The 12,388-nt window shown below is 70.0% G+C and carries 9 protein-coding genes; 5 read left to right on the top strand and 4 right to left on the bottom strand.

Features of this window, described 5'->3' with window-relative positions:
• Positions 1 to 10 precede the first annotated feature (10 nt).
• Entirely contained in the window at positions 11 to 3,019 is a 3,009-nt protein-coding gene (locus N0B51_RS03110; protein ID WP_259960713.1) for an adenylate/guanylate cyclase domain-containing protein, read from the bottom strand.
• A 173-nt stretch (positions 3,020 to 3,192) separates the two neighbouring features.
• Between N0B51_RS03110 and N0B51_RS03115 the strand changes: the two genes are divergently transcribed.
• Together N0B51_RS03115 and N0B51_RS03120 are read left to right on the top strand one after the other, a co-directional pair.
• Positions 3,193 to 3,696 (top strand): PH domain-containing protein, encoded by a 504-nt coding sequence (locus tag N0B51_RS03115; protein WP_259960714.1) that lies wholly within the window; start codon positions 3,193 to 3,195, stop codon positions 3,694 to 3,696.
• The gene (locus tag N0B51_RS03120; protein WP_259960715.1) at positions 3,693 to 5,300 is read left to right on the top strand and encodes a PH domain-containing protein; all 1,608 of its coding nucleotides are present in this window, start codon (positions 3,693 to 3,695) and stop codon (positions 5,298 to 5,300) included. Before N0B51_RS03115 ends, N0B51_RS03120 begins: the two co-directional genes overlap by 4 nt.
• On the opposite strand, the gene N0B51_RS03125 is transcribed toward N0B51_RS03120, so the two are convergent.
• Positions 5,212 to 5,520, bottom strand: a complete 309-nt coding sequence (locus N0B51_RS03125) for a GNAT family N-acetyltransferase (RefSeq protein WP_259960716.1) — start codon at positions 5,518 to 5,520, stop codon at positions 5,212 to 5,214. The two genes, N0B51_RS03120 and N0B51_RS03125, sit on opposite strands and share 89 nt — an antisense overlap.
• A gap of 50 nt (positions 5,521 to 5,570) precedes the next feature.
• Between N0B51_RS03125 and N0B51_RS03130 the strand changes: the two genes are divergently transcribed.
• Together N0B51_RS03130 and N0B51_RS03135 are read left to right on the top strand one after the other, a co-directional pair.
• Positions 5,571 to 6,566, top strand: a complete 996-nt coding sequence (locus tag N0B51_RS03130) for a threonine aldolase family protein (protein WP_259960717.1) — start codon at positions 5,571 to 5,573, stop codon at positions 6,564 to 6,566.
• A complete protein-coding gene (locus tag N0B51_RS03135) occupies positions 6,563 to 7,504 on the top strand; it encodes a DMT family transporter (RefSeq protein ID WP_259960718.1) in 942 nt (313 codons plus the stop codon). Before N0B51_RS03130 ends, N0B51_RS03135 begins: the two co-directional genes overlap by 4 nt.
• On the opposite strand, the gene N0B51_RS03140 is transcribed toward N0B51_RS03135, so the two are convergent.
• Complete coding sequence (locus N0B51_RS03140; RefSeq protein ID WP_259960719.1) at positions 7,479 to 8,270, bottom strand: Rossmann-fold NAD(P)-binding domain-containing protein; 792 nt, start codon at positions 8,268 to 8,270, stop codon at positions 7,479 to 7,481. The two genes, N0B51_RS03135 and N0B51_RS03140, sit on opposite strands and share 26 nt — an antisense overlap.
• Positions 8,271 to 9,524 (bottom strand): M48 family metallopeptidase, encoded by a 1,254-nt coding sequence (locus tag N0B51_RS03145; RefSeq protein ID WP_259960720.1) that lies wholly within the window; start codon positions 9,522 to 9,524, stop codon positions 8,271 to 8,273.
• A gap of 159 nt (positions 9,525 to 9,683) precedes the next feature.
• On the opposite strand from N0B51_RS03145, the gene pepN reads away from it, so the two are divergent.
• On the top strand, positions 9,684 to 12,338 hold the full coding sequence (pepN, locus tag N0B51_RS03150; RefSeq protein WP_259960721.1) for an aminopeptidase N: 2,655 nt from the start codon (positions 9,684 to 9,686) through the stop codon (positions 12,336 to 12,338).
• The last annotated feature ends 50 nt before the right edge of the window (positions 12,339 to 12,388 follow it).

The raw sequence follows: 12,388 nt of genomic DNA on the forward strand, positions 1-12,388 counted from the left end.
CTTTCTCGGTTCAGTCCGCCCAGACTCCGTCCCAGTCGCGACCGGGCGGATCGGCGGCAAGTGCCCGGGCCCGGTCGCGCATCAGCGCCGACGGGTGGTCATCCGGCGCGATCTCGAGGGCCGTTTCGAAAGTCCGCGCCGCGGCGGTCCAGTCTCTTTCCGCGAGCAGTGCGCGGGCCTTCGCATAGGTGTGCAGCAGGCTCGCCCGGGCACCTGCGTCGCTGGCCGGAAAGGCTTCGTAGATCCGCGTGGGCTGGTTGCGGCCGCGCACGCGGACAAGGTCGAGCTCGCGCAAGCCGATCGCGGGGCCGAGTTCGGTCGCGGTGTCGGCGCACACGATGGTGTGGACCTGGTATGCCTTGGTGATGGCCTCGAGCCGCGAGGCCAGGTTCACCGAATCGCCGATCACGGTGTAGTCCATCCGCTTGGGCGACCCGATCGTGCCGGCGATCACCTCGCCGGTGGCGATGCCGATACCCAGGGCAAGGGGAGGCAGCGCATCGTCCGCCCGCGAGCGATTGTACTCCGCGAGGAGCTCCTGCATCCTCAGCGCGCTCCTGACGGCGTTTTCCGCGTCGGCTCCGGTCGCGATGGGGGCGCCGTAGACCGCCATGAGCGCGTCACCGATGAACTTGTCGAGGACGCCGTCGTTGCTCGCCACCGCCTCGAACAGGCTGGTGAATACATCGTTGAGCATGTCGACGGTCTGGCGCGGCGACAGCGCTTCGGCGGCGCCGGTGAAGTTGCGGATGTCGGCGAACAGGACGGTTGCCCGGCACGAAGTGCCGAACAGCAGGTTTTCGTCGCGCTCGAGGATTTCCTCTACCGCGCCTTGCGGCAGGAACCTGCCGATCGCGCCCTGCAGCCGCTTGGTCGCGGTGATGTTGTCGAACAGCACGAGCACGCCGGCGGCGCCCGCTTCCCCGCGCAGGGGCACGATGCCGATATTCGCGGAAATGTGGTCCCCGCGCCCGGTGACGACGTCGAAGTCGACCAGGTTGCGGGCGCTGCCCTCGGATGCGACCTTGCCGATCTCGTCGAGAAGGCCGGGGTTCTCGCGGGCGAAGGTGTCGGCGGGCCGGGCCCCCTCGATCGCGTCGCGGGCATATCCCAGAATGTCGCAGGCGGCCGTGTTCACCTTCACTATCCGGCCGTTGCCGTCGAGGGTGAGCAACCCGCTCGACATCGAGGCAAGGATGCTCTCGTTGTACCCTCGCTCCGAATCGACCTCAGCGAACAGCTGGGCGTTCTCGATCGCGATGGCCGCCTGCGAAGCGAAGGCTTCCATCCGGCGCACGTCGCGTCCGTCGAACCCGTCCTTTCCGACGCGGTTGAGGGCCTGAAGGACGCCCAGGCGCCGCCCGTCGCGGGTGATCACGGGGACCGCCATCACGGTCCTGGTGATGTACCCGGTGGCGGCATCGACCGAGGCGTTGAAGCGCCGGTCGGCGTACGCGTCGGCCGCCACGATCGGTTCGCCGCCGATGTGGCAGTGTCCCGCTATGCCGTGATCGGCGGGGAAGCGCAGCTGCTGCCCCGGGATCCCTTCGGCGACGAGCGACCAGAGCTCGTTGGTCCGCTCGTCGTACATGAACAGCGAGCTGCGATCGGCGCGCACCACCCTGGTTGCGGCCTCGACGATCCGGGACAGCAGAGGCCGGAGGTCCATCTCCGTGCTGATCGCCGTACTCACGTCGAGCAGCGTGCGGAGCTCGACGTTCGACCGCTCGGCCGCGCGTGTGGCCAGCGACCAGCGCATGGCGAATACGACGACATGGGAAAACAGCAGCATCAGGATGCCGATCGGGGCCAGGTCCGATGCCACGACCCGGTCGCGGGGCAGGAGGTCCGACTGGACGAAGGCGACCACCGCCATCGTCGCCACGAAGAAGCCCATGCCCGCAAACAGGATGCCGGCGCCCGGTCGACCCCGGCGCGCCGCCCGGGCCACGACCGTGACGACGTAGACGCAGATCGCGATCGCCGTTGCCAGCGATGCGAGCGAGAGAAACGACGCGGTAAGCGTGTCGCCCATGGCAATGGTCACAAGTTGCGCCAGCATGATCGCACCCATGCCCGCCGCGAGCGTTCGGGCCGCCGGGCGCCAGCTTTCGCTGGGAAACAGGCGGTGCGAGTAGCCGAGGAAGAACAGCACGCTCAGCCCGAGCGTCGAATACTGGACCGCGAGCATCCCGGTGAGGCCCAGCGCAGGGAACGCGACGAGCAGGAGGTTGTCGTAGGCCAGCCCCATCGCGGTCGGTACGAAGAAGACGCAGCTCGCTGCGAAATACAGCGCGGGAAGCTCTTCGCCGCGGTAGAAGAACACGACGATCCCGTAGGCCGCGAGGACCAGCAGCGACACGACGAACACGAAGTCCTGCGCCGCCTGCCAGGTTAGCCACCCGGCGACAGCGGCGGGCGAGCCGAGCACGGGTTCGGTCACTATCCCCGTTTCGCGGTGATGGAACGAGGCCAGCTGCACGGCGAGGTCGACGGGCCCGCCGTCGCTGGCGAAATTGGCCGTTGCGGCACGCGGATGCTGGACGGTGGTTGCTGGCGATCCCCCGAGCCGTCCGATGCCCGCGACCTGCTTGCCGTCGACGTAGACGCGTGCCGCGGAATAGAGCAACGGAATCCGCACCGCGTATTCGCCCGGCGCAAGGCCCCGGATGGTCAGCCGATAGGTCGCCACGCCGCGGGACGACGTGCTTTCGCCGGGTCCAAGGCTCCATGTTCCAGGGACGCGCATCGTGCCGGGTGCCGGCCCGTCGAAGCCCTCTCCGGCGTCCCTGCGAAACGCCCATTCCCCCACGAGCGCGATCGCTTCGCTTCTGGGATTCCAGCCGGTGAGGTCGATGACCCCGTCGCGCGCCTGCGGAGCCTGTGCCAGCGGAGCGGCGAGAAACGGCGCGCACAACCCCGCCAGCACGGCGGCGAGGAGCAGCGCCGCGCCGATCCGCGGCAGCAGCAGTCTCACCCCGGCGGGTTCTCCGCCGCGCGATCGTCCTGTCTGCGTCATCCCCTTTCCCTCCGCGACGAGAAGGGCCCGCGGAGATTGTTTCACACCTCGCCGGCGCTGCACATCCCAAAAAGGCCGCTCCGCGCCGCTCTCGGCCGCGCAGTTCCCGGCGAAAGGTATTCGCCGCACGAATCGCCTTGCGCCGGATCGCCGTATTATCCATCTAAGTCACCATGGACGACACGGGGCAGGGCGCGAGCATCGATGAGGCCGACGAAGAGCAGGCGCTGACCCCGCTCGCGCCGAACCACGTGAAGCTGCTGCGCGCGCAGGCGGCGATCGTGACCGCGCCCTTCGTGATCGGCTCGCTCGTGCTGGAGGCGGCGGACCTGCTGCCGACCGGCGCGTTCGCCGTGCCGGTGCTCGTGGCGGCGGCCTGGGCCATCCTGCGGGTGCCGCTGCGCCGCCACGCCGCGCGCGGATACGACCTAGGCGCCGACCGGCTGCGGGTGGTGCGCGGGCTGTGGTTTCGCTCCGACACCGTGGTCCCGTTCGGCCGGGTCCAGCACATCGACGTGACTCAAGGCCCGCTCGAGCGCGCCTGGGGCCTCGCGACGCTGGTGGTCCACACCGCCGGCACGCACAACGCCAGCGTCTCGCTGCCCGGCCTCGCTCAGGGCGACGCGGCGGCGATGCGCGAGACGATCCGCACGCACATCCGGCGCGAGATGCCGTGAGCGAGCCGGAAGGGGACGGCCAAGACCAGGGGCAGGAGGCCGGCCGGCCCCGTCGGACCGCGCCGCTCGGCATCCTCGTCGGCGCGCTGAGCGACATCCGCAAGGCAGTCCTGCCGGCAATCGCGGGCGCCTATGGTCTGCGCGACGAATTCGCCGGGATCGGATTCATCGCCGGGATCGCCGCGCTGGCGGTGCTGTTCGGCCTCGTCGGCGGCGCGGTCCGCTGGTTGCGCACGACCTATGCAGTCGGCGCGGAAGACATCCGGCTGGAAACCGGTCTTTTGAGCCGATCGGCACGGTCGGTTCCCTACGAGCGGATCCAGGACGTCAGCATCGAGGAACCCGTCCTGGCGCGCGTGTTCGGGCTTTCGAAGGTCACGTTCGACACCGGCGCGGGCGGCAAGGACGAGCTGGCTCTGGCATGGCTGCCGCTGGCGGAAGGCGAGCGGCTGCGCGAACTCGTGCGCGAGTGGAAGGACGAGGATGCGCACCGGACCGCACCGGGCGCCGCATCACCGGCGGAACCGACGGGCGAAGTGCTGTTCGCCATGCCCCCGCGCCGGCTCGCCCTGTTCGGCTTGTTCGAGTTCTCGCTCGCCGCGTTCGCCGTTGCAGCGGGCGCGGCGCAGCAGTTCGACGGCTTCCTGCCGTTCGACATATGGGACTGGGAGGGCTGGCAGGCGCGGCTCGACGGCGGCGGCCACTGGCTCGCCGCGCTCGGCCCGTTCGCGCAGGCGGCGGCAGTGTCGCTCGCGTTGGCGATCCTCGTGGTGGTCGGCTTCGCAACCGGTCTGGCCCGCACCGCCCTGCGCGACTGGGGCTTCGAGCTGACCCGCACGCCGAAGGGATTTCGCCGGCGGCGCGGGCTGCTTACCCGGACCGACGTGGTCATGCCCGCTCATCGGGTCCAGGCGGTTGAAGTGCGCACGCGGCTGCTGCGGCGGCTGTTCGGATGGCACGAGCTCAGGTTCGTCAGTCTCGCGCAGGACGCCGATTCGGGCAGCCACACGGTCGCGCCCTTCGCCCGTATGACCGAGATCGCGCCGATTGCTGCGGCGGCGGGCTTTGCCTTGCCGGGGCCCGAGATCGAGTGGCACCGGCCAGCCAGAAGAGCGTTCGTCGATGCCGCCGTGCTGGGTTCGCTGGCACCGGTGATGGCGGCGGTGGCCCTGCTGTTCACGCCGCTCGCGCTTGCCGCGCCGCTTCCCCTGCTGGCGCTGCCGTTCGTGGCGCTGGGCCAAGTGCTCAACTGGCGCCGCGCCCGCCACGCGCTCGACGCGCGGCAGGTCTATGGCCGCCACGGCTGGCTCGCGCCGCGGATCGACGTCGCCAGCCGGGTCAAGCTGCAATCGGTCGAGATCACCCAGGGCCCGCTTGCGCGGCGCGGCGGTTATGCCACGCTCCACCTCGGCCTCGCGGGCGGAAAGCTGTCGTTCGCGGCGGTGCCGATCGAGGAGGCGCGGCGCATCCGCGCTGCCGTGCTCGACAGCATCGCGGGATGCGATTTCTCGCGGCTCAGCTCGGCGGATCGGCCAGCAGGTCAGCCCATTCCGGATGGCGACGGAACTGGGCATCGACGTACGAGCACTGCGGGACGATCTTGAAGCCCTGCTCGCGCGCGTCGCGCACCAGTGCATCGACCAGCGCGGCGGCGACCCCCTGCCCCCCGATCTCGGGCGGCACGATCGTGTGGTCGGCGATCCGCGCGTCCCCCCGCGCTTTCCACGTCAGCCGGCCAACCGCGTCGCTGTTGGCCACCGTGGCGCGGTATTCGCCGTGCGCCTCGTTGCCGCGGTGCGTGATTTCGAGCCCTTCGATGGCCATGCCGGTGTCTCCTTCTTGCGCTCAACGCCAGCGCGGCTAGGGGCGTTCCGATGCTCTTCCTGTCCGACAACGCCGCCGCGGTCCACCCCAGGGTCTGGGAGGCGATGCGCGCCGCCGACGAGGTGCAGCCGCCCTACGACAACGACGCGCTGTCGCGGGCGCTCGACGAGCGGTTCACCGACCTGTTCGGGCGCGAGGCCCACGTCCTGTGGGTTGCCACCGGCACCGCGGCCAACTGCCTCGCGCTCGCCACGATGTGCGCGCCGCACGGCGGTGTGGTCTGCCACCGCGCGGCGCATATCGAGGCCGACGAGGGCGGTGCCCCCGGCTTCTTCCTTCACGGCGCCAAGCTGATGCTCGCCGATGGCGCGGACGCCAAGCTGACGCCGGACGCCGTGCGCGCGGTGATCGACCCGATCGTGCCCGACGTCCACTGGGTCCAGCCGCACGCGCTGAGCGTGACCCAGGCGAGCGAGGCGGGCTGCGTCTACCGCCCTGCCGAGCTTGCCGCGCTCGGCGCGCTGGCGGGCGAACGCGGGCTCGGCTTCCACGTCGACGGGGCCCGTTTCGCCAACGCGGTCGCCCATCTCGGTTGCACGCCGGCAGAGGCGGCCGGGCCGTGCGACGCGCTCAGCTTCGGGATGATCAAGAACGGCGCGATGAACGCCGAGGCGATCGTGTTCTTCGACTCCGAACGCGCCGCGCTGGCGCGCTGGCGCCGCAAGCGCGCGGGGCACCTGCAGTCGAAGGGCCGGTACCTCGCCGCGCAGGTCCTCGCGATGCTCGAGGGCGATCTCTGGCTCGACAACGCGCGCGCCGCCAACGCCGCCGCGGCCGAGATCGCGGACGCCTGCGGCGCGCGGCTCATGCACCCGGTCGAGGCGAACGAGGTCTTCGTGCATCTTGGCCCGGCCGAGCGCGATGCGCTGCGGGCGCAGGGCTACGCGTTCTATGACTGGGGCGCGGATGCGGCCCGCTTCGTCACCGCTTGGAACACGCCCGCCGAAGACGCGCGCGCGCTCGCGAAGGCGATCGGCCGCCTGTGACCGAGGCCGCTCCGCCGCACGCGCTGCTGCGGCCGCGCATCGCGATCCCCTTCCTCGTCACCGCGCTCATCTGGGGGTCGACGTGGTACGTCATCCGCGGCCAGATCGCGGACGTGCCAGCGCAGTGGGCCGTCGCCTACCGCTTCGCGCTCGCTGCCCCGGCGATGTTCGCGCTGGCCCTGCTGACGGGCAAGTCGGTCAGGATGCCGCGCCGCGCGCACGGCCTCGCGCTGGTCATGGGCCTGTTCCAGTTCTGCGCCAACTTCACGTTCGTCTACGCGAGCGAGGCGCACCTGACCTCGGGCATCGTCGCGCTGATCATCGGGGTCATGTTCGTGTCGAATGCCTTGCTGGCGCGGGTGCTGCTGGGACAGACGGTAACCGCGCGCTTCATTCTCGGCAGCGCAATCGCGCTTGCGGGAATTGCGCTGCTGCTCGTGAACGAGGCGCGGACCGCACCGCTCGAAGGCAACGTCGCGCTCGGCGCCGCGCTGGCGCTCGCGGGCATGATCTCGGCCTCTCTGGCGAACGTGCTCCAGGCGGGACCCGCGGGGCGCGACGTGCCGCTCGTCAGCCTGCTCGCCTGGGCGATCCTGTACGGCGTCGGGATCGACATCGGACTGGCGCTTGCCCTCGCCGGGCCGCCGGTCCTGCCGGCATCGGGCTGGTTCTGGGCGGGCACGGCGTGGCTTGCGCTGGTCGGCACGGTGGTGACCTTTCCGCTCTACTACCAGCTCGTGCGCGAGATCGGCGCGGGCCGCGCGGCCTACAACGGCGTGCTGGTGATCGTGATCGCGATGAGCATCTCGACCGTGCTCGAAGGCTATCGCTGGTCGGCGCTGGCGATCGCGGGCGCGCTGCTGGCGACGCTGGGGATGATCGTCGCGCTGCGGGCGCGGCAGGTCGCGGCCGCTACCCCCGCTCGGCCGCCAGAGTAGCGCGCAGCCCCGCGCGATAGGTCGGATGGCGCGGCGACCAGCCGAGCACGCGCCTGGCCTTGCCATTCGCCACCCGGCGGTTCTCCGAATAGAACTCGCGCGCCATCGGCGACAGCCCGGCTTCGTCGAGCGTCTGCAGCGGCGGCGGCGCGATCCCGAGCAGGCGGCAGGCTTCCTCGGTCACGGCCGCGCCGCTCGCGGGCAGGTCGTCGGCCAGGTTGTAGGCGCCGGGCGGCGCGCCGGGGCCGCGATCGATCGCGGCGACCACCGCGCTGGCGATGTCGTCGACGTGGACCCGGCTGAACACCTGCCCGGGGAGGTCGATCCGATGGGCCCTGCCCTCGCGTACCCGGTCGAGCGGCGAACGACCGGGGCCGTAGATGCCCGGCAGGCGGAAGACCCGGGCGCCGCGGTCGAGCCAGGCCGCATCCGCGTCCGAGCGCGCGGTGCGGCGCCCCGAACCGATGGGCGAGGATTCGTCCACCCACGCGCCGCCGGTATCGCCGTAGACCCCGGTCGATGACAGGTAGCCGAGCCAGCGCCCCTCCAGCACGTCGGCATAGCGCGCCAGGACGGGGTCGCCCGCCCCGTCCGGCGGGACCGACGACAGCACGTGGCTCGCCCGGCCCACCGCGGCCCGCACCGCATCGTCGTCGTCGAACGAAACCGAACCGTCGCTCCCGGTGGCGGAGACGGTCCACGCCGGCAGTGCCGCGGCGATCCGCTTGGCGGTATAGCCCAGCCCGAAGACGAACAGCTGCGGCATCTACCGGTCGAGATACCCCGCGGGCGGGCGGACCACCTCGGCGCCGGGCACGTTGTCCTTCTTCCACTGCATCGCCATGCGCACCCGCGTCTCGCCCGATGGATGGTCGAAGAACAGGAACTCCTCGACCGGCCCGGGTTCGATCTTGCGGTATTCCGAAAGCCGCATTGCGGTCGAGGCGAATCCGTCGGGCTCCCGGGCGGCTTCGAGCCCGAAGGCGTCGGCCTCGCTTTCGGCGGTCCGGATGAGGGTGTTGATCGCCGGTGTGGCAAGCAGCGCGCATACCGAAAAGACCGCCGAGAGCACCGGCAGCGAGGCGGGATCGGCGAGCTCGCGCACGCCCCATCGCTCGCCGTACCGCGCGATCAGGCGCGGCGCGATCACGCTGACGAGGAAGAAGCACACCCCGAAGACGACCAGCAGCCAGGCCACGTTGCGGAAACCATGGCCGAGGACGTAGTGTCCCATCTCGTGTCCCATGACCGCGAGGATTTCCGGCTCGCTGGTCCGGTTCAGCAGGTTGTCGTTGAGCGTGATCCGGATCGTCGGCCCCAGCCCGGAGACGTTGGCCGAGATGCGCTTGGTCTGCTTCGAGGCGTCCGAGACGTAGATGTGGTCGGCGGGAATGTCGTACTTCGCCGCCACCGCCTCGATCTTCGAGCGGAGCGGCCCGGCTTCCATCTCGGTGTAGGTGTTGAACAGCGGCGCGATGTAGACCGGAGACACGACCATCGCGGCGAAGGCGAACGCGCCGACGACAGCGGTCGCCCACAGCCACCAGGTGCGCGGCGCGCGCCTGATCACGGCATAGACCGCCATGATCAGCAGCGGCACGAACACCAGCGAAAGGGCAAACGAGATCGCCAGTTCGCCCAGCCAGCCGCCGAAGCCCTGGTTCATCAGGTCGTACTGCCGTTCGCGCAGGAAGCCGGTGTAGATCGCCCAGGGAAGGGTGATCGCGGTGGACAGCGCCAGATAGGCCAGCGCGGTCAGCCAGACCGCAAAGGCGCGCCGCTGGCTCCTGCGTTCGGCGAAGGCGCGCACCGCGTGGGTCACGCGAAAGCGAAGCAGCAGCCAGTCGACCAGGACCCCGATCACCGTCCCCCACAGCCCGAGCCAGTAGCCGCCTTCGAAGTAGGCGTCGGACTTGGCCCTGGCCGCGCCTTGCAGCGTGTCGAGATAGGCCCGCGTCGCAGTCTCGACGTCGAAGCCCGGATTGGCGGCAGCGGCCGCCAGCAGGTCGAACGGTGTCATCTGGGTCCCCCCTTTTGCCTTGCGGCCGTGTCCCGGCGCGATTGCTCGGCCCCGAAGCGGTCCCTGTCAATCGCGCGCGCAGACGAGTGAACGCCTGCGTCCGACGAACGTTGGCGCACCGGCTGGACGCGCGGCCCGTAAGGTCTAAATGCAATGCCCATGGATATCGCACGCTCCCCTTCGACTCCCGATGGCAACCCCCAGATGGCCGACGCGCCGCCGCTGCCGGCCGAACCGCCGGTGATCCGGCGCGAGGACTACAAGCCGTTCCCCTGGCGCGTTCCGACCACCCGGCTGGACTTCGCGCTCGGCGTCGAGGCGACGCGCGTGACCGCGACGCTCGCGGTCGAGCCGAACCCGGACGCGGAACCCTCGAGCGAGATCCGCCTGTCGGGCGACGGGCTCGAGCCGGCGTCGGTCACGGTCGACGGGCACGGCTCGAACAGCTGGCGGATGGAGGGAAGCGACCTCGTCATCCCGCTCGAACAGGGCGCGCACGAGCTGACCATCGTCACGCAGATCGATCCTTCGGCCAATTCGCAGCTCATGGGCCTCTACGCGTCGGGCGGGATGCTCTGCACCCAGTGCGAGGCCGAAGGGTTCCGGCGCATCGCGTTCTTCCCCGACCGGCCCGACGTGCTGAGCACCTACACCGTGCGCATGGAGGGGCCGAAGCGCCAGTTCCCGGTCCTGCTCTCGAACGGCAACCGGACTGCTGCGGGCGAGGGCGGCGATGGCAATCACTGGGCCGAATGGCACGATCCCTGGCCCAAGCCGAGCTACCTTTTCGCGCTCGTCGCGGGCGATCTCGTCGCGCGCACGGACACCTTCACGACGATGTCCGGCCGCACGGTCGAGCTGGCGATCTGGGTCCGCGGGGAAGACCTGCCGCGGACCGAGCACGCGATGGAATCGCTGAAGAAATCGATGAAGTGGGACGAGGAGACGTTCGGGCGTGAATACGATCTCGACGTGTTCAACATCGTCGCGGTCGGCGATTTCAACATGGGGGCGATGGAGAACAAGGGGCTCAACGTCTTCAATACAAAGTACGTCCTCGCCGATCCCGAGACCGCCACCGACGGCGACTACGACGGGATCGAGGGGGTGATCGCGCACGAGTACTTCCACAACTGGTCGGGCAACCGGGTGACCTGCCGCGACTGGTTCCAACTCAGCCTCAAGGAAGGCTTCACCGTGCTGCGCGACCAGCTTTTCAGCCAGGACATGCAGGGCGAGGCGGTCAATCGGATCGAGGACGTCCGCCTGCTGCGCAGCGTGCAGTATCCCGAGGATTCGGGGCCGCTCGCGCACCCGATCCGGCCCGATTCGTTTCGCGAAATCAGCAACTTCTACACCGCGACGATCTACAACAAGGGTGCCGAGGTGATCCGCATGATGCGCACCATGGCGGGCCCCGAGCGGTTCCGGCAGGGGACCGACCTCTATTTCGAGCGGCACGACGGCGAGGCGGCGACCTGCGAGGACTTCGTCCGCGCGATCGAGGACGGCGCCGGGCTCGACCTTACGCAGTTCCGCCGCTGGTACAGCCAGGCCGGCACGCCCAAGGTCGAGGTCGAACTCGAGCACGATGGGGAAACCGCGACGCTGACGCTGCGCCAGACGGTGCCGCCCACTCCCGGCCAGCCCGACAAGCAGCCGATGCCGATCCCGCTCAAGTACGCGCTGTTCGACCGCGCGACCGGCGCGCATCGCGGCGAAGAGCTGATCGTCCTCGACGGTACCGAAACCCAGATCGCGTTCGGTGGCTTCGCCGACAAGCCCGTGCTGTCGATCAATCGCGGATTTTCCGCGCCGGTCTCGATCGAACGCGACACCCCGGTCGAGGACCTCGTGTTCCTCGCCGCCAATGACGACGATTCGTTCGCCCGTTACGAGGCGATGCAGGAACTGATCGTCGGCCATCTCGTCGCCGCGGTCGGCGAAGGCTTTTCGGGCGATGACCGCGAGGCGGGTCGCGCGGCGATCGGCCGGGCGATGACCGCGATCCTCGCCGACGCTGGGCTCGACGACCAGATGCGCGGCGAGTTGATGATGCTGCCGAGCCAGACCTATGTCGCCGAGCAGCTTCTGGTCGCCGATCCGGGCCGCATCCACGCCGAGCGCGAGGCGCTCAAGGGGTGGCTGGGCCAGCGTCTCGAGGACGATCTGGTCGCGATGCACGCGCGCGCCAGCAAGGCGTCCGACGGGATGGATGCCGCGGCGCGCGGCGCGCGCAAGGTGAAGACGCAGGCGCTGGTCTATCTCGCCGCGGGCAATCCGGACCTCGCCGCGCAAATGGCCGCCGCGCAATACGATGCGGCGACCACGATGACCGACCGACAGGGCGCGCTGATGGTGCTCGCCGGCCTGCCGGGCATCGAGCGGACCAACAAGCTCATCGAATTCTACAATCGGTACCGGGGCAACGCGCTGGTGATCGACAAGTGGTTCAGCCTGCAGGCGAGCTCGCTCCACCCGGAAGCCATCGCGCACGTCAAGGCGCTGGCCGACCACCCGGACTTCACGCTGAAGAACCCGAATCGCGTGCGCAGCCTCTACATGGCGTTCGCGGGCAACCCGCACGCGTTTCACGATCCCAGCGGCGAAGGCTACCGGATGATCGCCGACCTGATCCTCGCTCTCGATCCGTTGAACGCACAGACCGCCGCGCGATTCGTGCCCCCGCTCGGCCGCTGGCGGCGGATCGAACCGGGGCGCGCGGCGCTGATGCGCGCGCAGCTCGAGCGGATCGCGGCGACGCCGGGCCTCTCGCGCGACACGTTCGAGCAGGTCACGCGGTCGCTGGGGTAGGGACTTTGGCAGAGGCGCTGCGGTCGGACCTGCTGGGCGGGGTGCCGCAT

The sequence above is a fragment of the Tsuneonella litorea genome, from assembly GCF_025154015.1.
In the GTDB taxonomy this organism is placed as follows: Bacteria; Pseudomonadota; Alphaproteobacteria; order Sphingomonadales; family Sphingomonadaceae; genus Tsuneonella; species Tsuneonella litorea.

What these genes read in the sequence shown, in the direction of transcription:
- N0B51_RS03110 (WP_259960713.1), bottom strand. Translation starts at nt 3,019, where the DNA reads ATGACGCAGACAGGACGATCGCGCGGCGGAGAACCCGCCGGGGTGAGA.
- N0B51_RS03115 (WP_259960714.1), top strand. Translation starts at nt 3,193, where the DNA reads ATGGACGACACGGGGCAGGGCGCGAGCATCGATGAGGCCGACGAAGAG.
- N0B51_RS03125 (WP_259960716.1), bottom strand. Translation starts at nt 5,520, where the DNA reads ATGGCCATCGAAGGGCTCGAAATCACGCACCGCGGCAACGAGGCGCAC.
- N0B51_RS03130 (WP_259960717.1), top strand. Translation starts at nt 5,571, where the DNA reads ATGCTCTTCCTGTCCGACAACGCCGCCGCGGTCCACCCCAGGGTCTGG.
- N0B51_RS03140 (WP_259960719.1), bottom strand. Translation starts at nt 8,270, where the DNA reads ATGCCGCAGCTGTTCGTCTTCGGGCTGGGCTATACCGCCAAGCGGATC.
- N0B51_RS03145 (WP_259960720.1), bottom strand. Translation starts at nt 9,524, where the DNA reads ATGACACCGTTCGACCTGCTGGCGGCCGCTGCCGCCAATCCGGGCTTC.
- pepN (WP_259960721.1), top strand. Translation starts at nt 9,684, where the DNA reads ATGGATATCGCACGCTCCCCTTCGACTCCCGATGGCAACCCCCAGATG.